This is a genomic window from Pseudomonas sp. BR20 (genome assembly GCF_050780135.1).
Taxonomy (GTDB): domain Bacteria; phylum Pseudomonadota; class Gammaproteobacteria; order Pseudomonadales; family Pseudomonadaceae; genus Aquipseudomonas.
The window spans coordinates 5,790,047-5,811,325 of sequence record NZ_CP172012.1 but is presented as its reverse complement, the minus strand read 5'-3'; the positions used below and the strand labels follow the sequence as shown (position 1 = coordinate 5,811,325).

14 protein-coding genes, 2 tRNA genes, 3 rRNA genes and 1 pseudogene are annotated in these 21,279 nt (G+C 56.3%); 17 read left to right on the top strand and 3 right to left on the bottom strand.

Annotated elements, in window-relative coordinates; translation table 11 throughout:
- The first annotated feature begins 123 nt into the window (after positions 1–123).
- From ACHPFG_RS26825 to ACHPFG_RS26815, 3 genes and pseudogenes are all read left to right on the top strand, one after another.
- A pseudogene (locus ACHPFG_RS26825) lies at positions 124–1,002 on the top strand (heme/hemin ABC transporter substrate-binding protein).
- A 50-nt stretch (positions 1,003–1,052) separates the two neighbouring features.
- Positions 1,053–2,036: a FecCD family ABC transporter permease gene (locus ACHPFG_RS26820; protein ID WP_431703527.1), complete on the top strand. Its 984-nt coding sequence runs from the start codon at positions 1,053–1,055 to the stop codon at positions 2,034–2,036.
- Positions 2,036–2,803 carry a heme ABC transporter ATP-binding protein gene (locus ACHPFG_RS26815; protein WP_431700893.1) on the top strand — a complete coding sequence of 256 codons (768 nt, stop codon included), beginning with the start codon at positions 2,036–2,038 and terminating at the stop codon, positions 2,801–2,803. Before ACHPFG_RS26820 ends, ACHPFG_RS26815 begins: the two co-directional genes overlap by 1 nt.
- A gap of 245 nt (positions 2,804–3,048) precedes the next feature.
- Here ACHPFG_RS26815 and ACHPFG_RS26810 read toward each other — a convergent pair whose 3' ends face one another.
- The 3 genes from ACHPFG_RS26810 to ACHPFG_RS26800 form a co-directional block, all read right to left on the bottom strand.
- Positions 3,049–3,321, bottom strand: coding sequence for a TfoX/Sxy family protein (locus tag ACHPFG_RS26810; RefSeq protein ID WP_105698742.1), 273 nt, complete (start codon positions 3,319–3,321; stop codon positions 3,049–3,051).
- Between the two features lie 202 nt (positions 3,322–3,523).
- On the bottom strand, positions 3,524–3,868 hold the full coding sequence (locus tag ACHPFG_RS26805; RefSeq protein ID WP_131699425.1) for a pentapeptide repeat-containing protein: 345 nt from the start codon (positions 3,866–3,868) through the stop codon (positions 3,524–3,526).
- A 92-nt stretch (positions 3,869–3,960) separates the two neighbouring features.
- Positions 3,961–5,517 (bottom strand): AAA family ATPase, encoded by a 1,557-nt coding sequence (locus tag ACHPFG_RS26800; protein ID WP_431700891.1) that lies wholly within the window; start codon positions 5,515–5,517, stop codon positions 3,961–3,963.
- Positions 5,518–5,635: 118 nt separating this feature from the next.
- Between ACHPFG_RS26800 and mrcB the strand changes: the two genes are divergently transcribed.
- The 14 genes from mrcB (at position 5,636) to rrf (ending at position 21,209) form a co-directional block, all read left to right on the top strand.
- The gene (gene mrcB, locus ACHPFG_RS26795; protein ID WP_431700890.1) at positions 5,636–7,960 is read left to right on the top strand and encodes a penicillin-binding protein 1B; all 2,325 of its coding nucleotides are present in this window, start codon (positions 5,636–5,638) and stop codon (positions 7,958–7,960) included.
- A 16-nt stretch (positions 7,961–7,976) separates the two neighbouring features.
- Entirely contained in the window at positions 7,977–8,711 is a 735-nt protein-coding gene (locus ACHPFG_RS26790) for a tetratricopeptide repeat protein (protein ID WP_431700888.1), read from the top strand.
- Positions 8,711–9,040 (top strand): YqcC family protein, encoded by a 330-nt coding sequence (locus ACHPFG_RS26785; protein WP_431700886.1) that lies wholly within the window; start codon positions 8,711–8,713, stop codon positions 9,038–9,040. Before ACHPFG_RS26790 ends, ACHPFG_RS26785 begins: the two co-directional genes overlap by 1 nt.
- Positions 9,041–9,471: 431 nt before the next feature.
- Positions 9,472–11,196 (top strand): acetolactate synthase 3 large subunit, encoded by a 1,725-nt coding sequence (locus ACHPFG_RS26780; RefSeq protein ID WP_065925350.1) that lies wholly within the window; start codon positions 9,472–9,474, stop codon positions 11,194–11,196.
- Positions 11,197–11,198: 2 nt separating this feature from the next.
- On the top strand, positions 11,199–11,690 hold the full coding sequence (gene ilvN, locus ACHPFG_RS26775) for an acetolactate synthase small subunit (protein WP_003176102.1): 492 nt from the start codon (positions 11,199–11,201) through the stop codon (positions 11,688–11,690).
- Positions 11,691–11,737: 47 nt separating this feature from the next.
- Positions 11,738–12,754 carry a ketol-acid reductoisomerase gene (gene ilvC / locus ACHPFG_RS26770; protein WP_003176099.1) on the top strand — a complete coding sequence of 339 codons (1,017 nt, stop codon included), beginning with the start codon at positions 11,738–11,740 and terminating at the stop codon, positions 12,752–12,754.
- 145 nt (positions 12,755–12,899) lie between these two features.
- Positions 12,900–13,757, top strand: coding sequence for a CDP-diacylglycerol--serine O-phosphatidyltransferase (pssA, locus tag ACHPFG_RS26765; RefSeq protein WP_053137711.1), 858 nt, complete (start codon positions 12,900–12,902; stop codon positions 13,755–13,757).
- Positions 13,758–13,820: 63 nt separating this feature from the next.
- Positions 13,821–14,834, top strand: a complete 1,014-nt coding sequence (gene msrP, locus ACHPFG_RS26760) for a protein-methionine-sulfoxide reductase catalytic subunit MsrP (protein WP_431700884.1) — start codon at positions 13,821–13,823, stop codon at positions 14,832–14,834.
- Complete coding sequence (msrQ, locus tag ACHPFG_RS26755; RefSeq protein ID WP_431700883.1) at positions 14,834–15,454, top strand: protein-methionine-sulfoxide reductase heme-binding subunit MsrQ; 621 nt, start codon at positions 14,834–14,836, stop codon at positions 15,452–15,454. Before msrP ends, msrQ begins: the two co-directional genes overlap by 1 nt.
- A 544-nt stretch (positions 15,455–15,998) precedes the next feature.
- A 16S ribosomal RNA gene (locus ACHPFG_RS26750) occupies positions 15,999–17,535 on the top strand.
- An 83-nt stretch (positions 17,536–17,618) separates the two neighbouring features.
- Positions 17,619–17,695, top strand: a tRNA-Ile gene (locus tag ACHPFG_RS26745).
- Positions 17,696–17,725: 30 nt separating this feature from the next.
- Positions 17,726–17,801 (top strand) — tRNA-Ala (locus ACHPFG_RS26740).
- Positions 17,802–18,050: 249 nt separating this feature from the next.
- Positions 18,051–20,942: ribosomal RNA gene (locus ACHPFG_RS26735) — 23S ribosomal RNA — on the top strand.
- 151 nt (positions 20,943–21,093) lie between these two features.
- Positions 21,094–21,209 (top strand): 5S ribosomal RNA (gene rrf / locus ACHPFG_RS26730).
- Together the 16S, 23S and 5S rRNA genes with 2 tRNA genes alongside form the textbook arrangement of a ribosomal RNA operon.
- Positions 21,210–21,279 lie beyond the last annotated feature (70 nt).

Genomic DNA, 21,279 nt, shown 5'->3' with positions numbered 1-21,279 from the left:
AACAATTATCAAATGCCGGCTTCGCCCGTTAGCTGACTGGGTGCTCAGTTCGATGCCCGGCAGGGGTTATCTGTCACATCGACGGGTGCTCGAAAGGCCCTGCCCTTGGAAGGAAACCCTGTTATGCGCCTGAGTGCCAGCGCTATTGCGCTTGTTGTCGGACTGCTGGTCAACCCTGGGGCGCAAGCCTCTGAACTGCCACAACGCTGGGTGAGTGCCGGTGGGGCGCTGTCGGAATGGGTCACGGCGTTGGGTGGTGAGCCGAAGTTGGTTGGCGTGGACACCACCAGCCAGCATCCTGAATCGCTCAAGGCGTTGCCCAGTATCGGCTATCAGCGGCAATTGTCGGCCGAAGGCATTCTCAGCCTTCGCCCACAGGTGCTGGTGGGTACTGAAGAGATGGGGCCGCCGCCGGTGCTGGCGCAGATTCGCAGTGCAGGTGTCCAGGTCGAAATGTTCTCGGCGCAGCCGGATTTGCCGACCTTGAAGGGTAATCTTTAGCACTTGGGTAAGTTGCTGGGAGATGAGGCTAAGGCCAGTGAATTGTTTACCGGATATGAACAGGCGCTTGATCAGCAGAAAAGCTGGGTGGCCAAGGCACGGGCCTCGCAGAAAGCACCTGGCGTGTTGATGCTGATCGGTCATGCTGGCGGCAAGCCGCTGATTGCCGGTAAGGACACGGCGGGCGATTGGGTGTTGCAGCAGGCCGGCGGGCGTAACCTGGCCACGCACAGCGGTTACAAGCCGTTTTCGGTGGAGTCGTTGGCGGGGTTGAGCCCGGATGTGCTGGTATTTGCCGACCGCGCCCTGACGGGGGACGCGGCGCGCGCGGCGTTGTTCAAGGAGAATCCGATCCTGGCTTCGACGCCGGCGGCCAAGCGTGGCCGCGTTTTCGAGCTTGACCCGACCCTGTTGGTTGGTGGGCTCGGGCCGCGTCTGCCGCAAAGTCTTGTGAAGCTCTCGGCCGGCTTTTATCCGTCACAGGCTAAACCCGGCCCATGACCACTTTGGTTAAACCGAAAACGCTGTTCATCGGCCTGGCGCTGTTATGTCTGTTGGCGACCTGGCTCTCGTTGGCACTGGGGCCGGTGAGCTTGCCGCTGCTGGATACGCTCAAGGCGGCATTGCGCTTGATGGGCGTGCCGATAGAGGCGCAAGGCCTGGAACAGGCTGAGTTGATCCTGGGGCAGATTCGTTTGCCGCGTACGTTGCTCGGTTTGGCGGTTGGCGGCGTATTGGCATTGTCGGGCGTGGCCATGCAAGGGTTGTTTCGTAACCCCTTGGCCGATCCGGGGTTGGTGGGGGTTTCCAGCGGGGCGGCACTGGGGGCGGCAATCGCCATTGTCGGGGGGGTGTTTTTCGGTGGGTTACCGGATGCCTTCGGGCCTTATCTGCTGTCGCTATGCGCGTTTCTGGGCGGGCTGGGCGTGACCGCGCTGGTCTATCGACTGGGGCGGCGTAACGGTCAGACCAATGTGGCTACGATGCTGCTCGCCGGTATCGCCCTTACTGCGCTGGCAAGCTCGGCGGTGGGCCTGTTCACCTACCTGGCAGACGACGCCACCCTGCGTACCCTGACGTTCTGGAACCTTGGCAGTCTCAACGGCGCGAGCTATTCGCGGTTATGGCCTTTATTGCTGGTCAGTGTCGGTGTGGCGCTCTGGCTGCCGCGCCGGGCCAAGGCGCTGAATGCGCTGTTGCTCGGCGAATCGGAGGCCAGTCACCTGGGCATTGATGTTGAAGGGCTCAAGCGCGAGTTGGTGTTCTGTACTGCATTAGGGGTAGGCGCTGCGGTGGCAGCGGCGGGCATGATCGGTTTTGTCGGGCTGGTGGTGCCGCATCTGGTCAGGTTGCTGGCCGGGCCTGATCACCGCGTGCTGTTGCCGGCCTCGATATTGGCGGGCGCGAGTTTGTTGCTGTTTGCCGATTTGGTCGCGCGACTGGCCTTGGCGCCGGCAGAACTGCCGATTGGTATCGTGACTGCATTTATTGGTGCGCCATTTTTTCTTTACCTGTTGTTGCGGGGGCGTGCCTGATGCTGCGTGTTGAAGACCTGCAGATCCGGCGTGGCCACAAGGTCGTGCTGGCGGATGTCACTCTGGAGTTGCTGCCGGGGGAAGTGCTCGGTGTGCTGGGCCCTAACGGCGCAGGCAAGAGTACGTTGCTGGGGGCTTTGTGCGGTGAGTTACACCCCGATCAGGGCAGGGTGTGGCTGGGTCAGCAGGCGTTGAAAGACTGGAGCGGGCCGCAGCGCGCGCAGCGGCTGGCGGTGTTGCCACAAACCTCGACCCTGGACTTCGCGTTCCGTGTCGAAGAGGTGGTCGGCATGGGCCGTTTGCCCCATCAGACGGGGCGTGTGCGCGATGATGAAATTATCCACGCAGCCTTGCAGGCGGCGGATGTCGCACACCTGAATGGTCGCAGTTACTTGGCGCTTTCGGGCGGCGAGCGTCAACGTGTGCACTTGGCGCGGGTGCTGGCGCAACTATGGCCGGGTGAGGCGGGGCAGACATTACTGCTGGATGAGCCGACATCGATGCTGGACCCCCTGCATCAACACACGACCCTGCAAGCGATTCGCACCTTTGCCGATCGTGGTGCGGCGGTGCTGGTGATCCTCCATGACCTGAACCTGGCAGCGCGCTACTGTGATCGCATTTTGCTGTTGGAGCAGGGGCGTCCCCACGCGTTGGATACACCTGCGCAGGTGCTGCGGCCCGAGCCAATTAAAGCCGTATTTAGTTTGGAAGTATTGGTACAGCCGCACCCGGAGCGTGGACATCCGTTAATCATTGCACGCTGAGGCGTGCTTTTTCACAGGCAAAAAAAGACCCGGCAAAAGCCGGGTCAAATAACCGTGATTAGCCTGATGAGGAGATAATCTGAGAGTCCGAACCAATGGTCTTTCAGTTATCGGCTGATCTCGCGACCAGTTGTGATAATCATAACGATTCTCATTTGAGAGTCAACAATTGTTTTTGAATGATCTTCTGTTTTTCTCAAACGTCCGTTTGAAGTGTGCATAACCATTGGGTCTTGCAGGACGATCTAGTTCTTCTGACGAGCTGAAATAGCATCCAGCTGGCGGTTCAACGCTTCCTTACGCTCGACCGGGATGTCGTTCCAGTGCACGTCCATCAGTGCCCCTTCGATCGCATAAAGCAAAACTTTTGATGCGCGGAACCCACGAGTCCTTACGGCTCGATAGGCATCGACCGCTCCCAGGCGACGCAAGTCGGATGCACTGTGGATGCCCACCGCATGCAGCCACTGCGCTGACGTCTTGCCAAGGTTTTTCAGGTGTTGCAGCTCATCGTTCATCAAGCCTCCTTGCGACGGCCGAATGGTGCGGTGGGTATCGTAACCAGGCAAGCCTGAACAGGAGTGTAGCGCTCAGTAGGAAAAGCGTGGTTCTTTGGTCCGAAGCGGCCCAAAAGCTTATAAGAATGGCGCGGGAATTTTGACGGCAGGCAGGAGGGAAGTGCCCGCTACGCGTTGCGCGTAGTCGGGCTTGAGTTGAGTGTTACTTGGTGCGGTAGCGCAGGCGCGTGCCGAAATTGACCGACATGAGAATCTCATCGGCGGTCAATTCAGGCGGGAAGTAGGTACCCGAAATCTGCGCATGGGCGAGGCTGGCGCCTTCCAGGGAGCAGTTGCGCAAATCCAGGCCGCGCAAGTCGGTGGAGCGGAAATACGCGTCGGTGAAGTCCACGCCGGCCGCGTTCAGGTCGCGCAAGTCCAGACCACGGAAGTCGCCGCCGCGCATGTCGATAATGCCGTCTGCTGGGCGTGCCTGATTGAAACCACGAATATCGTCTTTATGCAGGAGTGCGTAGAGCGGTGTATCTAGAAGCTTGGGCTGACTCATGAAAACGACTCCTGTTGGATTTATGACGCCATTATAGTGCCACTATTTCTTGGGCGTGCGTCCAAGTAGACGACACGACCAAGAAATTTTTCTTACAGGCCTGGCAGGCGCTGGCGAATTTGTGCGACTAGCGCATCGAGGGTTCCGCTTTGATTGGTCTCGACGCGTTTACTCAGTAACAGTTCTTCGGCGGTCAGTGGGTCACGGTTGGCCTGCTGTTCTTCGATAACGGTCAGCGTCGCGTCGGACGGATCGTTTTTGTCGGCCTGACGTTGCGCCAACCAACTGGTGATAACGGCTTGTGGCGCGTTGCAGTCCAGGATCAGGAACGGCGCGCCCGTGGCTTCGGCCACCTTGGCTGCTGCGTCGCGTTGTTCGCGTTTGAGGAAGGTGGCATCCAGTACTACCGGGAAGCCGGCACGCAGCACGGTATCCGCGATGTCATTCAAGCGAGCGTAGGTCCTGGCGCTGGCGTCGGCCGCATAGATGCCGGCCTGTGGCGTGTTTTCGACCTGCTGCTCGCCGAACATGCGCTTGCGCTCCACGTCCGAGCGCAGGCGTACAGCGCCCAATGCTTCCACCAGGCGCATGGCAACGTGGCTTTTGCCGACTGCCGAGACACCGTGGGTAATTGCCAGGAAACGCGATGGAATGGTGCTGTAGCTTTCCGCCAGGTTGGCGTAGTTGCGGTATTGACGCAGGGTCGTGGCGCGTTGCACCGGGCTTGCCTCGCTCGGCATGCTGAACAGCGCCACCTTGGCACGTACCAGGGCGCGGTAGGCTTTATAGAAGTTCAGCACTTCAAGGCCCTGATAGTCACCGGTCAGTTCCAGGTACTGGCTGATAAAGCGGCGGGCCAAGGACTTGAGGCCGCGGTCTTCCAGGTCCATGGCCAGGAAAGCGGTGTCGGCGTACACATCGGTGAAGCGAAACGGTTCGTTGAACTCAATGCAGTCGAAGATCACCACCTTGCCGTCAATCAAGGTGGCGTTGCCGAGGTGGATGTCACCGTGGCACTCGCGGGTGAAACCGTCGAGCTTGCGCTGTGCCAGCAGCGGTTTCAGGCGCTCGAAACTGCTTTCGGCCCAGGCTTGCAGGGCTTCCAGTTGAATCAGGTCGGCCTTGTCGCTGAGGAATGGACGGATCTGGTCGAAGTTCTGCCGTACCGGCGCCATCACTTCGTCCGGGGTGCCGGCTGCATGGTCTTGCGGCACTTTTGGCGCGGTGAGGTGAAAATGCGCGATCTGCGTGGCCATTTCATCGATGTGCGTGGCGGTCAGTTCGCCATTGGCTTGCAGGGTGCTGAGCAGTTGGCTTTGCGGGAACTGACGCATCTTCAGCGCGTATTCGATCACCGGGCCGTCGCCACCCAATTGCGGGGCGTCGGCAGTGCCGGTAATCGGCAACACTTCCAGATACAGATCCGTTGTCAGGCGCTGGTTGAGGCGCAGTTCTTCGTTGCAGAAGTGCCCGCGTTTTTCCAGGTCGGTGAAGTCCAGAAACCCGAAGTTCATCGGTTTTTTCAATTTATAGGCGTAGGGGCCGGTCAAGATGACCCATGAAATATGCGTTTCGATGACCTGGAACGCTTCAACCGGATGAGGGTACAAAGCCGGGTTTTGCAGGGCTGCGATCAGTGACTGGCTCACGGGCGATCCTTCAGAGTCGGGGGGGAATCATGGCGCGCATTATGGCTGCTACGGGCGGTCATGCAAACCGCTGTCCGGCTCATGTTGATCCTCAATAAAGTGCGTATAATCCGCCGCCATGACTCGATCCCGATCTCCCCGTTCCCGTAAAAAACCTCCTTCCCGCGGCCTGCGCACGTGGCTTGGCTGGGCGCTCAAGCTCGGCCTGGTAGGGCTTGTGGTGCTCGCCGGCTTTGCGGTGTACCTCGACGCTGTGGTCCAGGAGAAATTCTCCGGCAAGCGCTGGACTATCCCGGCCAAGGTGTATGCACGCCCGCTGGAATTATTCACCGGCCAGAAGCTGAGCAAGGATGACTTCCTCACCGAACTCGACGCCCTGGGCTATCGACGCGAACCCGTGAGCAATGGCCCGGGAGCTGCGGCGGTCAGCGGGAATACCGTCGACCTCAATACTCGCGGTTTTCAGTTCTATGAAGGCCTGGAAAAAGCCCAGCCGGTGCGTGTGCGCTTCTCCGGCGACTATGTAGCCGAGCTGTCGTCCCTCAACGGCTCGAAGTTGCCGGTCGTACGCCTTGAACCGCTGATGATCGGCGGGATTTACCCGAAGAATCTTGAAGATCGCATCCTGATCAAGCTTGATCAGGTACCGCCGTATCTACTGGAAACGTTGGTGGCTGTGGAGGACCGCGACTTTTATAGTCACTGGGGCGTTTCGCCGAAGTCGATTGCCCGTGCCATCTGGGTGAATACTTCCGGCGGCAAGATGACCCAGGGCGGCAGTACGCTGACCCAGCAGTTGGTGAAGAACTTCTACCTGACCAACGAGCGCAGCCTGACCCGCAAGCTCACCGAAGCCATGATGGCGATGCTGCTTGAGCTGCACTACAGCAAGCAGGAAATCCTTGAGGCGTACCTCAACGAGGTATTCGTCGGCCAGGATGGGCAACGCGCCGTGCACGGTTTCGGTTTGGCCAGCCAGTTCTTCTTCGGCCAACCGCTGTCCGAGTTGAAGTTGCATCAAGTCGCCTTGTTGGTAGGCATGGTCAAGGGGCCTTCCTATTACAACCCGCGTCGCAATCCGGAGCGTGCGCTGGAGCGCCGTAACCTGGTGCTCGATGTGCTTGAACAGCAAGGCGTTGCCACGGCGGAGCAAGTTGCCGCGGCGAAGAAAATGCCACTGGGTGTGACAACCCGCGGGAAGTTGGCGGACAGTTCGTTCCCAGGCTTTATCGATCTGGTAAAGCGCCAGTTGCGTGAAGACTACCGCGACGAAGACTTGACCGAAGAAGGCCTGCGGATCTTCACCAGCTTCGACCCGATTCTGCAGATGAAGGCAGAAGCATCGGTCAACGACACCTTCAAGCGCCTGACGGGCCGTAAGGGCGCCGATGAAGTAGAAGCCGCAATGGTGGTGACCAACCCGGAAACCGGTGAAGTCCAGGCCATGATCGGCAGTCGCCAGGCCAGCTTTGCCGGTTTCAATCGCGCACTGGATGCCGTGCGGCCGATCGGCTCGCTGGTCAAGCCGGCGGTCTACCTGACGGCGCTGGAAAAGCCGAGCAAATACACCCTCACCAGTTGGCTGTCGGATGACCCGCTGTCGGTCAAAGGGGGCGACGGCCAGGTTTGGACGCCGCAGAACTTTGATCGCCGCTCCCACGGCACGGTGTTCCTGTATCAGGGCTTGGCGCACTCCTACAACATTTCCACGTCTCGGCTCGGCTTGGAGGTTGGCGTGCCGAATGTCCTCAAGACACTGGCTCGTCTGGGCATCACCCGCGAATTCCCGGCCTTCCCATCGATCCTGCTCGGCGCCGGCGCCATGACGCCGATCGAAGTGGCGACGATGTACCAGACCCTGGCCAACGGTGGCTTCAATACGCCGATGCGCGGGATCCGCAGTGTACTGACGGCCGAGGGTGAGCCGCTCAAGCGCTATCCGTTCCAGATTCAGCAACGTTTCGATGCAGGCTCCATCTATCTGATCCAGAACGCCATGCAGCGCGTGATGCGTGAAGGTACCGGTAGCTCGGTCTATAAGGTTTTGCCTTCCAACCTGACACTGGCGGGTAAGACCGGTACCAGTAACGACTCGCGTGACAGCTGGTTCGCAGGTTTCGGCCAGGATGTGCTCGCAGTGGTGTGGCTGGGTCGTGACGACAATGGCAAGACGCCGTTCACCGGTGCCACCGGCGCGCTGCAAGTCTGGACCAGTTTCATGCGCAAGGCCGATCCGCTGCCGTTGAACATGCCGCAGCCGGATAACATCGTGCAGGCCTGGATTGATCCGCATACCGGCCAGGGCTCCGATGCCAACTGTCCGGGCGCGGTGCAGATGCCGTATATTCGCGGCAGCGAACCACCACCCGGTGCTGCGTGCGGTGGCGGTGCCCCTGCAGATGCGGAATCGGTGATGGATTGGGTCAAGGGCTGGATGAATTAAGCAAAGAGGGTTTCAAGTGAACAAGTGGTGGATTCCAGCTATTACAGCTCTGGCTTTGCTCGGCGGTTGCTCCAGCGTGCAGCGCGGCTCTATTCCGGTTGTGGATTCGAGCACAGCTGTCTCCAATAATGACCGGATCTCGGCCAATGGCGGTTTCCGCCAAACCGTGACCAACCGTCCGGCCCAGGCCAGGCCTCAGGCCGTGCCACAGGATTCGGGTGTGGTAGTGATGGTGCCGGGCGGCGGTGCTGCTACCGCGGCGCCAATCAGTGCCGAGCCTTGGACGCCTGGGCCAAGCACCTCCGGGCCGATCGATTCCGCGCCAATGCAGACCGCGCCGATCAACCAGGGCACCTACAACATGCCGTCGACGCCGAGTGGCATTCCATCGTCCTCCAGCGCTGGCGGCTTGTCAGCCGACGAGCAATTGGATGGTCCGGTGCTGGCGTTGCTGACCACTGCCCAGCAACAGCAGGCGGGTGGTGACTTGAATGGTGCGTCCTCCAGCCTTGAGCGTGCGCAACGTGTTGCTCCGCGCGAGCCGCAAGTGCTGTATCGCCTTGCCCAGGTACGCATGGCCCAGGGCGATGCGCCGCAGGCCGAACAATTCGCTCGTCGTGGTCTCACGCTGGCCAGCGGTCGTCCTGACCTGCAAGCCAGCCTGTGGGCCTTGATTGGTGATGCGCGCGCCGCACAAGGTGACGCTGCCGGCGCTGCCCAGGCTCGGCAAAAAGCCAAGGTCAGCCTCTGATGGATGCACGGTTTCCAGCGATTGCCGAACAGTTATTGCTGATTGAGCGCGAATTACGCGTGCAGGGCTGGTGGGATGAAGTGCCCCCCAGCGCCGAGGCGCTCGGCAGCGTCGAGCCGTTTGCGGTAGACACACTGGACTTCCACCAGTGGTTGCAATGGATCTTCCTGGTGCGCATGAAACAGATCCTCGAACAGGACCTGCCGCTGCCGAATGCTTCAGGCATTCTCGAAATGGCCGAGATGGTTTATGCCGATCGGCCGCGAGAGAGCCTGGGCTTGCGTAATGCGCTGAAAAAGTTCGACCAACTGATCGTCGACGCTCGTTAATTGCCTGGCTGCCGGTTTTTCCGGCAGTCTTGCGCACATTTCTACCGCTTCACGACATTCAGGCGAGTTTTATCCCTCCTCAAAGCCCTTTCTTCTACGTTCTCATGCGCTTAGTTGGAAAAAAGCGCAATTATTGCTTGACTTGAGAGGCCTGAAACAGAAGAATCCAAAGTCCGCTGTATCGGGACTGCCAGAAGCAGGCCCGCTCAGCAGATCATGAGGCGCACATCCGCGCCGACCTGTTACACCCGCAACGCGTTACCTCGCGCTGGGTGGGAAAAGCCCGCAACACTTGGGACGATCCCAATACTTGCTCAGTCAGTGCTGACGTAGTCGGCGACCACCGTCGCTCATGCTCTGTTGAGAAGTAAACCTATTAAGACCCGTCGGTTTTTAACGGACGGTATTCTGGCGTTTTAGAGGTGAACAACGTGGAGCTTTTATCTGGCGGTGAGATGCTCGTCCGCTTTTTGCGTGACGAAGGCGTCGACTATATCTACGGGTACCCAGGTGGTGCTCTGCTGCATGTTTACGACGCACTGTTCAAGGAACCGGCTGTTACCCACATCCTGGTTCGCCACGAACAAGCCGCGACCCATATGGCTGACGGTTATGCCCGTGCCACCGGTAAAGCCGGTGTGGTACTGGTAACGTCCGGCCCAGGCGCAACCAATGCCATTACTGGCATCGCGACTGCTTATATGGACTCCATCCCGATGGTGATCATTTCCGGCCAGGTGCCAAGCACCATGGTGGGGACCGATGCGTTCCAGGAAACCGACATGATCGGTATCTCCAGGCCGATCGTGAAACACAGCTTCATGATCAAGCATGCGTCGGAAATCCCGGACGTCATGAAAAAGGCCTTCTACCTCGCACAGTCCGGTCGCCCGGGACCTGTCGTGGTCGATATCCCGAAAGACATGACCAACCCGGCTGAGAAATTCGAATACGTCTTTCCCAAGAAAGCCAAGCTGCGCTCTTACAGCCCGGCCGTTCGCGGGCACTCGGGGCAAATCCGCAAGGCGGCAGAGATGCTCCTGGCGGCCAAGCGTCCAGTGCTGTACTCGGGTGGTGGCGTGATCCTGGGTGGCGGTTCTGCACCGCTGACCGAGCTGGCCAAACTGCTCAACCTGCCGGTAACCAACACCCTGATGGGCCTTGGCGCCTTCCCGGGTACGGACCGTCAGTTCGTGGGTATGCTGGGCATGCATGGCAGCTACACCGCCAACCTGACCATGCACCACGCCGACGTGATCCTGGCAGTGGGCGCGCGTTTTGATGATCGCGTGATCAATGGCGCGAGCAAATTCTGCCCTAATGCCAAGATCATCCATATCGACATCGACCCGGCGTCCATCTCCAAGACCATCAAGGCCGACGTGCCGATCGTAGGTCCTGTGGAAAGTGTATTGACCGAGATGGTCGCTGCGCTCAAGGACATCGGCGAAACGCCGAACAAGGAATCCGTTGCCAGCTGGTGGAAGCAGATCGACGAATGGCGCGGTGATCGCGGCCTGTTCCCTTACGACAAGGGCGATGGCAGCATCATCAAGCCACAAACCGTGATCGAAACCCTCTGCGAAGTGACCAAGGGCGACGCCTTTGTGACCTCCGATGTCGGCCAGCACCAGATGTTTGCCGCGCAGTACTACAAGTTCGACAAGCCTAACCGCTGGATCAACTCCGGTGGCCTGGGCACGATGGGCTTTGGTTTCCCAGCAGCCATGGGTGTGAAACTGAGTTTCCCGGACTCTGACGTTGCGTGCGTCACCGGGGAAGGCAGCATTCAGATGAACATCCAGGAACTGTCGACATGCCTGCAGTACGGTCTTCCTGTGAAGATTGTCTGCTTGAACAACGGCGTGCTGGGCATGGTTCGTCAGTGGCAGGACATGAGCTACGGTAGCCGTCACTCCCATTCCTACATGGAATCGTTGCCGGATTTCATCAAGTTGGTTGAAGCCTATGGCCACGTTGGCATTCGCATCACCGATCTGAAAGATCTGAAACCGAAGATGGAAGAAGCGTTCGCCATGAAGGACCGCCTGGTGTTCCTCGATATTCAGGTCGATACCAGCGAGCACGTCTACCCGATGCAGATCAAAGACGGCTCTATGCGCGATATGTGGCTGAACAAGACGGAGCGTACTTAATCATGCGGCACATTATCTCCCTGCTTCTGGAGAACGAACCCGGCGCTCTGTCTCGTGTTGTCGGCCTGTTTTCGCAACGCAACTACAACATCGAAAGCCTGACCGTGGCGCCGACCGAAGACCCGACTTTGTCGCGCCTGACGTTGACCACCGTGGGCCACGATGAGGTGATCGAGCAGATCACCAAGAACCTCAACAAGCTGATCGAAGTGGTCAAGCTGGTCGACCTGTCGGAGAGTGCCCACATCGAGCGCGAGCTGATGTTGGTTAAAGTCAAGGCCACGGGTGCCCAGCGTGCCGAGATCAAGCGCACTACCGATATTTATCGCGGGCAGATCGTCGATGTGAGCGCCAGCGTTTATACCGTTCAGCTGACCGGTACGAGCGACAAACTGGACAGCTTCATCCAGTCGATCGGGACGGCCTCGATTCTGGAAACGGTACGCAGTGGTGTCACCGGGATTGCCCGTGGCGACAAAGTACTCAGCATCTAACCCAAATTAGCGAATGGCCTTACGGCCTGGATATATAGAGGAACCTCATGAAAGTTTACTACGATAAAGATTGTGACCTGTCGATCATCCAGGGCAAGAAAGTCGCCATCATCGGCTACGGCTCCCAGGGTCACGCGCAAGCTTGCAACCTGAAAGACTCCGGCGTTGACGTGACTGTTGGCCTGCGTAAAGGCTCGGCCACCGTTGCCAAGGCTGAAGCCCACGGCCTGAAAGTGACTGACGTTGCTTCCGCTGTTGCTGCTGCCGACCTGGTCATGATCCTGACCCCGGACGAGTTCCAGTCCGCGCTGTACAAGAACGAAATCGAGCCGAACATCAAGAAGGGCGCCACCCTGGCGTTCTCCCACGGCTTCGCGATCCACTACAACCAGGTTGTGCCGCGCGCTGACCTCGACGTGATCATGATCGCGCCGAAAGCACCGGGCCATACCGTACGTTCCGAGTTCGTCAAAGGCGGCGGTATCCCTGACCTGATCGCGATCTACCAGGATGCTTCGGGCAACGCCAAGAACGTTGCGCTGTCTTACGCTGCTGGCGTAGGTGGCGGTCGTACCGGCATCATCGAAACCACCTTCAAGGACGAGACCGAAACCGACTTGTTCGGCGAGCAAGCCGTTCTGTGCGGCGGTACCGTTGAGCTGGTTAAAGCCGGTTTCGAAACCCTGGTTGAAGCTGGCTACGCGCCGGAAATGGCCTACTTCGAATGCCTGCACGAACTGAAACTGATCGTTGACCTCATGTACGAAGGCGGTATCGCCAACATGAACTACTCGATCTCCAACAACGCCGAATACGGCGAGTACGTGACTGGCCCGGAAGTGATCAACGCCGAGTCCCGCCAGGCTATGCGCAACGCCCTGAAACGTATTCAGGATGGCGAATACGCCAAAATGTTCATCAGCGAAGGTGCTACCGGCTACCCTTCGATGACCGCCAAGCGTCGTAACAACGCTGCTCACGGTATCGAAGTCATCGGTGAGCAACTGCGCTCCATGATGCCGTGGATCGGTGCCAACAAGATCGTCGACAAAGCCAAAAACTAAGTCGTACGTATCAACAGAAAACGCGGCTTAGGCCGCGTTTTTTCGTTTGGGGAGCGGGTTCTGGTATAAAGCTGCATCGTTTGCGGGCGAACAGTCGCCGCAAGTATTGGTCGAATTTTTTTCACACCGTTGCAAGGTAAAGTCCATGAGCGAACGTCCCGAAGAGCCAAACCAGGCTTCTGACGCCGAAAGCCTGCTGCCGATCGATGAACATGTCGAAGAAGGGCATGACGCTGAAGGCCGCAAGGTCCGGCATCGTGGCATCTATTTGCTGCCCAATCTGTTCACTACGGCAAACTTGTTTGCCGGGTTCTATTCCATCATCAACTCAATGAGTGCCCAAAGCGCCCTGGCGGCCGGTGATGCGGCGAGCGCCAGCAAATATTTCGGCTTTGCTGCCATCGCAATTTTCGTGGCCATGGTGCTGGATGGCCTTGATGGTCGTGTGGCGCGCATGACCAACACCCAAAGCGCTTTCGGTGCCGAGTATGACTCGCTGTCGGACATGGTTGCCTTTGGTGTTGCGCCTGCACTGCTGGCCTTCGCCTGGGCGCTCGGTGATATGGGTAAGGTTGGCTGGATGGTCGCCTTCATCTATGTCGCGGGTGCAGCGTTGCGTCTGGCTCGCTTCAATACCCAGGTGGGTACTGCTGATAAACGTTACTTCATTGGCCTGGCCAGTCCGGCAGCGGCGGGTGTGGTGGCGGGTATCGTCTGGGCGTTCAGCGACTACGGCATCCAGGGTTCGAAAATGTCGTTCCTGGTGGCGTTGATGGTTGCTGCGGCCGGTATGCTGATGGTCAGCAATATCAAGTACAACAGCTTCAAGGAGCTTGATCTCAAAGGGCGTGTACCTTTCGTGGCGATCCTGGCAGTGGTACTGGTGTTTGCGGTGGTCTTCAGTGACCCCCCTCGGATTCTGCTATTGGCCTTCCTGGTCTACGCCGCTTCGGGGCCGATTCAGTACTTGCTGCATATGCGTCGGGACAAAACGTTGCCTTAATGTAATTTCCCCCATACTCCGCAGTCTATTGGTGCATCAGTTCTCCAATGCTGCGGAGTTGCCATGTTAATCAAATTGCCCAAAGCGTCCGATTGCCAAGAATCGGATGTCACGCCTGAATCCTTCTACCTTTCTCGCCGTAGCTTGCTCGGTGGTGCGCTTGCCGGCATCGCTGCCAGCAGCCTGCCGCGTTGGGCCGGTGCCGAAGATGCCGCGCGTTATCCCGATGTTGAGCCTGGCAAGGCGCCTAATTGGTTTGCCGAAAAATTACCGGAAACGAAATGGCAGGCGGTGACGGTCAAGGATGAGTCCATCACCCCGTTCAAGGACGCAACCCACTACAACAACTTCTATGAGTTCGGTACAGACAAGGGCGATCCTGCGAAAAATGCAGGCTCACTCAAGACCGAGCCTTGGAGTGTGGTGATTGATGGTGAGGTCGCAAAGCCGGGGCGTTATGCCCTTGAAGACTTCATGAAGCCTTATCAGCTAGAAGAGCGGATCTACCGTTTGCGCTGTGTCGAGGCGTGGTCGATGGTCATTCCGTGGATGGGTTTTCCGATCTCTGCCTTGCTCAAGCAGGTTGAGCCGACCTCCAAGGCCAAATACATCCGCTTTGAAACCCTCCAAGATGCCAAGAGTATGCCTGGGCAGCGTTCGAGTTTTGGCTTGATCGACTGGCCTTATGTCGAAGGGCTGCGTCTGGATGAAGCGATGAACCCGTTGGCGATTCTTGCCGTTGGCATGTATGGGCGCGAGTTGCCCAATCAGAACGGTGCACCCTTACGTCTGGTCGTGCCTTGGAAGTACGGTTTCAAGAGCGTGAAATCCATCGTGCGTATCAGCCTTGTAAGCGAGCAGCCCAAAACTACTTGGCAGAGTATCGCGGCGGATGAATATGGCTTCTATGCGAATGTGAACCCCACGGTGGATCATCCCCGCTGGACCCAGGCGCGGGAGCGTCGTCTGCCAAGTGGCCTGTTCAGTCCCAATGTGCGTGAGACGCAGATGTTCAATGGCTACTCGGATGAGGTTGCCTCTTTATATGCAGACCTTGATCTGCGGAAGAACTACTGATGCGTCACCCCATCTGGCGCGTTGGCGTTTTTATAGCTGCGGCAGTGTGGCCGTTGTTATGGCTATATGAGGCGTGGAGTTTTGCCTTGGGGCCGGATCCGGGCAAGGTGCTGGTTGACCGGCTTGGCTTGGGCACTTTGTTCCTCTTGCTGATTACCCTCGGCATGACGCCGTTGCAGAAACTGAGCGGTTGGGCGGGGTGGATCGCAGTGCGCCGGCAGCTTGGATTGTGGTGCTTTGTTTATGTAGTGCTGCATTTAGCGGCTTACTGTGTGTTTGTCCTGGGGCTGGATTGGTCGCAATTGGGTGTGGAGCTGCGTAAGCGGCCCTACATTATTGTGGGGGCGCTAGGGTTTTTGTCTTTGTTGGTGTTGGCGGTCACGTCTAATCGCTATAGCCAGCGCCGACTGGGTAGTCGTTGGAAGAAGCTGCATCGCCTGGTGTATGTAATTCTTGGGCTTGGTTTGCTGCATATGTTGTGGATCGTGCGGGCTGATCTGAAAGAATGGGCTATCTATGCTTCTATAGGTGCGCTGCTTCTGGTGTTGCGTGTACCGCCAGTAGCGCGCCGAATCCCCCGACTTATTACTAAAAAAGCACCGTCTGCAACAAAAGCGTAATTAACGCTTGACCGCAGATCCTGGAAGTCTATAATTCGCCCCACTTCCGGTGCAGTCGAAACGTAAAACTCCTTGGTAAACAAAGAGTTATGCAGGATTAGGCGGCGAGTTGCTTCAGTTCATCGAAGCCCAGAAGGAGTTGATAGAGTCGTGTTGTTTGGCGCTATTAACGATTCGATCTTCTCGGTCGAAAGCGGAGAAAAAGAGGTGTTGACAGCAGCGTGTAACGCTGTAGAATCCGCCTCCCGCTAACGAGAGATCGAAAGCGCAAGTGGTTGAAGTTGTTGAAGAAATCTTCGAAAGCTTCTGAAAATAATCACTTGACAGCAAATGAGGCTGCTGTAGAATGCGCGCCTCGGTTGAGACGAAAGCTCTTAACCAACCGCTCTTTAACAACTGAATCAAGCAATTCGTGTGGGTGCTTGTGGGGTCAGACTGATAGTCAACAAGATTATCAGCATCACAAGTTACTCCGCGAGAAATCAAAGAATAACCAACGATTGCTGAGCCAAGTTTAGGGTTTCTTAAAAACCCAAAGATGTTTGAACTGAAGAGTTTGATCATGGCTCAGATTGAACGCTGGCGGCAGGCCTAACACATGCAAGTCGAGCGGTAGAGAGAAGCTTGCTTCTCTTGAGAGCGGCGGACGGGTGAGTAATGCCTAGGAATCTGCCTGGTAGTGGGGGATAACGTTCGGAAACGGACGCTAATACCGCATACGTCCTACGGGAGAAAGCAGGGGACCTTCGGGCCTTGCGCTATCAGATGAGCCTAGGTCGGATTAGCTAGTTGGTGGGGTAATGGCTCACCAAGGCGACGATCCGTAACTGGTCTGAGAGGATGATCAGTCACACTGGAACTGAGACACGGTCCAGACTCCTACGGGAGGCAGCAGTGGGGAATATTGGACAATGGGCGAAAGCCTGATCCAGCCATGCCGCGTGTGTGAAGAAGGTCTTCGGATTGTAAAGCACTTTAAGTTGGGAGGAAGGGCCATTACCTAATACGTGATGGTTTTGACGTTACCGACAGAATAAGCACCGGCTAACTCTGTGCCAGCAGCCGCGGTAATACAGAGGGTGCAAGCGTTAATCGGAATTACTGGGCGTAAAGCGCGCGTAGGTGGTTTGTTAAGTTGGATGTGAAATCCCCGGGCTCAACCTGGGAACTGCATTCAAAACTGACTGACTAGAGTATGGTAGAGGGTGGTGGAATTTCCTGTGTAGCGGTGAAATGCGTAGATATAGGAAGGAACACCAGTGGCGAAGGCGACCACCTGGACTGATACTGACACTGAGGTGCGAAAGCGTGGGGAGCAAACAGGATTAGATACCCTGGTAGTCCACGCCGTAAACGATGTCAACTAGCCGTTGGGAGCCTTGAGCTCTTAGTGGCGCAGCTAACGCATTAAGTTGACCGCCTGGGGAGTACGGCCGCAAGGTTAAAACTCAAATGAATTGACGGGGGCCCGCACAAGCGGTGGAGCATGTGGTTTAATTCGAAGCAACGCGAAGAACCTTACCAGGCCTTGACATCCAATGAACTTTCTAGAGATAGATTGGTGCCTTCGGGAACATTGAGACAGGTGCTGCATGGCTGTCGTCAGCTCGTGTCGTGAGATGTTGGGTTAAGTCCCGTAACGAGCGCAACCCTTGTCCTTAGTTACCAGCACGTTATGGTGGGCACTCTAAGGAGACTGCCGGTGACAAACCGGAGGAAGGTGGGGATGACGTCAAGTCATCATGGCCCTTACGGCCTGGGCTACACACGTGCTACAATGGTCGGTACAGAGGGTTGCCAAGCCGCGAGGTGGAGCTAATCCCAGAAAACCGATCGTAGTCCGGATCGCAGTCTGCAACTCGACTGCGTGAAGTCGGAATCGCTAGTAATCGCGAATCAGAATGTCGCGGTGAATACGTTCCCGGGCCTTGTACACACCGCCCGTCACACCATGGGAGTGGGTTGCACCAGAAGTAGCTAGTCTAACCTTCGGGAGGACGGTTACCACGGTGTGATTCATGACTGGGGTGAAGTCGTAACAAGGTAGCCGTAGGGGAACCTGCGGCTGGATCACCTCCTTAATCGACGACATCAGCTGCTCCATAAGTTCCCACACGAATTGCTTGATTCATTGAAGAAGACGATAAAGAAGCAGCCCGAAATTGGGTCTGTAGCTCAGTTGGTTAGAGCGCACCCCTGATAAGGGTGAGGTCGGCAGTTCGAATCTGCCCAGACCCACCAATTTTGTGTGGGAAACGCCTGTAGAAATACGGGGCCATAGCTCAGCTGGGAGAGCGCCTGCCTTGCACGCAGGAGGTCAACGGTTCGATCCCGTTTGGCTCCACCACTACTGCTTCTACGTTATGAAAGCTTAGAAATGAGCATTCCATCCGTGTGATGGTGAATGTTGATTTCTAGTCTTTGATTAGATCGTTCTTTAAAAATTTGGGTATGTGATAGAAAGATAGACTGAACGTTACTTTCACTGGTAACGGATCAGGCTAAGGTAAAATTTGTGAGTTGCTCTTAATTGAGTATTATCGAATTTTCGGCGAATGTCGTCTTCACAGTATAACCAGATTGCTTGGGGTTATATGGTCAAGTGAAGAAGCGCATACGGTGGATGCCTTGGCAGTCAGAGGCGATGAAAGACGTGGTAGCCTGCGAAAAGCTTCGGGGAGTCGGCAAACAGACTTTGATCCGGAGATGTCTGAATGGGGGAACCCAGCCATCATAAGATGGTTATCTTGTACTGAATACATAGGTGCAAGAGGCGAACCAGGGGAACTGAAACATCTAAGTACCCTGAGGAAAAGAAATCAACCGAGATTCCCTTAGTAGTGGCGAGCGAACGGGGACTAGCCCTTAAGTGGCTTTGAGATTAGCGGAACGCTCTGGAAAGTGCGGCCATAGTGGGTGATAGCCCTGTACGCGAAAATCTCTTAGTCATGAAATCGAGTAGGACGGAGCACGAGAAACTTTGTCTGAATATGGGGGGACCATCCTCCAAGGCTAAATACTACTGACTGACCGATAGTGAACTAGTACCGTGAGGGAAAGGCGAAAAGAACCCCGGAGAGGGGAGTGAAATAGATCCTGAAACCGTATGCGTACAAGCAGTGGGAGCCCACTTTGTTGGGTGACTGCGTACCTTTTGTATAATGGGTCAGCGACTTATTTTCAGTGGCGAGCTTAACCGAATAGGGGAGGCGTAGCGAAAGCGAGTCTTAATAGGGCGTCTAGTCGCTGGGAATAGACCCGAAACCGGGCGATCTATCCATGGGCAGGTTGAAGGTTGGGTAACACTAACTGGAGGACCGAACCGACTACCGTTGAAAAGTTAGCGGATGACCTGTGGATCGGAGTGAAAGGCTAATCAAGCTCGGAGATAGCTGGTTCTCCTCGAAAGCTATTTAGGTAGCGCCTCATGTATCACTGTAGGGGGTAGAGCACTGTTTCGGCTAGGGGGTCATCCCGACTTACCAAACCGATGCAAACTCCGAATACCTACAAGTGCCGAGCATGGGAGACACACGGCGGGTGCTAACGTCCGTCGTGAAAAGGGAAACAACCCAGACCGTCAGCTAAGGTCCCAAAGTTATGGTTAAGTGGGAAACGATGTGGGAAGGCTTAGACAGCTAGGAGGTTGGCTTAGAAGCAGCCACCCTTTAAAGAAAGCGTAATAGCTCACTAGTCGAGTCGGCCTGCGCGGAAGATGTAACGGGGCTCAAACCATACACCGAAGCTACGGGTATCACGTAAGTGATGCGGTAGAGGAGCGTTCTGTAAGCCTGTGAAGGTGAGTTGAGAAGCTTGCTGGAGGTATCAGAAGTGCGAATGCTGACATGAGTAACGATAATGGGTGTGAAAAACACCCACGCCGAAAGACCAAGGTTTCCTGCGCAACGTTAATCGACGCAGGGTTAGTCGGTCCCTAAGGCGAGGCTGAAAAGCGTAGTCGATGGAAAACAGGTTAATATTCCTGTACTTCTGGTTATTGCGATGGAGGGACGGAGAAGGCTAGGCCAGCTTGGCGTTGGTTGTCCAAGTTTAAGGTGGTAGGCTGGAATCTTAGGTAAATCCGGGATTCTAAGGCCGAGAGCTGATGACGAGTTAACTTTTAGTTAACGAAGTGGTTGATGCCATGCTTCCAAGAAAAGCTTCTAAGCTTCAGGTAACCAGGAACCGTACCCCAAACCGACACAGGTGGTTGGGTAGAGAATACCAAGGCGCTTGAGAGAACTCGGGTGAAGGAACTAGGCAAAATGGCACCGTAACTTCGGGAGAAGGTGCGCCGGTGAGGGTGAAGGACTTGCTCCGTAAGCTCATGCCGGTCGAAGATACCAGGCCGCTGCGACTGTTTATTAAAAACACAGCACTCTGCAAACACGAAAGTGGACGTATAGGGTGTGACGCCTGCCCGGTGCCGGAAGGTTAATTGATGGGGTTAGCTAACGCGAAGCTCTTGATCGAAGCCCCGGTAAACGGCGGCCGTAACTATAACGGTCCTAAGGTAGCGAAATTCCTTGTCGGGTAAGTTCCGACCTGCACGAATGGCGTAACGATGGCGGCGCTGTCTCCACCCGAGACTCAGTGAAATTGAAATCGCTGTGAAGATGCAGTGTATCCGCGGCTAGACGGAAAGACCCCGTGAACCTTTACTATAGCTTTGCACTGGACTTTGAATTTGCTTGTGTAGGATAGGTGGGAGGCTTTGAAGCGTGGACGCCAGTCTGCGTGGAGCCAACCTTGAAATACCACCCTGGCAACTTTGAGGTTCTAACTCAGGTCCGTTATCCGGATCGAGGACAGTGTATGGTGGGTAGTTTGACTGGGGCGGTCTCCTCCTAAAGAGTAACGGAGGAGTACGAAGGTGCGCTCAGACCGGTCGGAAATCGGTCGTAGAGTATAAAGGCAAAAGCGCGCTTGACTGCGAGACAGACACGTCGAGCAGGTACGAAAGTAGGTCTTAGTGATCCGGTGGTTCTGTATGGAAGGGCCATCGCTCAACGGATAAAAGGTACTCCGGGGATAACAGGCTGATACCGCCCAAGAGTTCATATCGACGGCGGTGTTTGGCACCTCGATGTCGGCTCATCACATCCTGGGGCTGAAGCCGGTCCCAAGGGTATGGCTGTTCGCCATTTAAAGTGGTACGCGAGCTGGGTTTAGAACGTCGTGAGACAGTTCGGTCCCTATCTGCCGTGGACGTTTGAGATTTGAGAGGGGCTGCTCCTAGTACGAGAGGACCGGAGTGGACGAACCTCTGGTGTTCCGGTTGTCACGCCAGTGGCATTGCCGGGTAGCTATGTTCGGAATAGATAACCGCTGAAAGCATCTAAGCGGGAAACTAGCCTCAAGATGAGATCTCACTGGGACCTTGAGTCCCCTGAAGGGCCGTCGAAGACTACGACGTTGATAGGTTGGGTGTGTAAGCGCTGTGAGGCGTTGAGCTAACCAATACTAATTGCCCGTGAGGCTTGACCATATAACACCCAAGCAATTTGAGTCGAAAGGCCAGATTGCGGTGTGTGAAGACGCAATGAACCGAAAGTTCGATGCTCACAAAACACCGATAGCTGTCACATACCCAATTTGCTGAAGCGAGGCCAACTGGTCACGACTCAGTACCCGAATTTCTTGACGACCATAGAGCATTGGAACCACCTGATCCCATCCCGAACTCAGTAGTGAAACGATGCATCGCCGATGGTAGTGTGGGGTTTCCCCATGTGAGAGTAGGTCATCGTCAAGATTAAATTCCGAAACCCCATTTGCGAAAGCAGATGGGGTTTTGTTTTGGTCGATCGAAAAGTGCGAAGAGG

Bases quoted from the DNA above. Each gene is read 5' to 3' on its own strand.
- ACHPFG_RS26815 (WP_431700893.1), top strand. From the start codon at position 2,036: ATGCTGCGTGTTGAAGACCTGCAGATCCGGCGTGGCCACAAGGTCGTG.
- ACHPFG_RS26810 (WP_105698742.1), bottom strand. From the start codon at position 3,321: ATGAACGATGAGCTGCAACACCTGAAAAACCTTGGCAAGACGTCAGCG.
- ACHPFG_RS26805 (WP_131699425.1), bottom strand. From the start codon at position 3,868: ATGAGTCAGCCCAAGCTTCTAGATACACCGCTCTACGCACTCCTGCAT.
- mrcB (WP_431700890.1), top strand. From the start codon at position 5,636: ATGACTCGATCCCGATCTCCCCGTTCCCGTAAAAAACCTCCTTCCCGC.
- ACHPFG_RS26785 (WP_431700886.1), top strand. From the start codon at position 8,711: ATGGATGCACGGTTTCCAGCGATTGCCGAACAGTTATTGCTGATTGAG.
- ilvN (WP_003176102.1), top strand. From the start codon at position 11,199: ATGCGGCACATTATCTCCCTGCTTCTGGAGAACGAACCCGGCGCTCTG.
- ilvC (WP_003176099.1), top strand. From the start codon at position 11,738: ATGAAAGTTTACTACGATAAAGATTGTGACCTGTCGATCATCCAGGGC.
- pssA (WP_053137711.1), top strand. From the start codon at position 12,900: ATGAGCGAACGTCCCGAAGAGCCAAACCAGGCTTCTGACGCCGAAAGC.
- msrP (WP_431700884.1), top strand. From the start codon at position 13,821: ATGTTAATCAAATTGCCCAAAGCGTCCGATTGCCAAGAATCGGATGTC.
- msrQ (WP_431700883.1), top strand. From the start codon at position 14,834: ATGCGTCACCCCATCTGGCGCGTTGGCGTTTTTATAGCTGCGGCAGTG.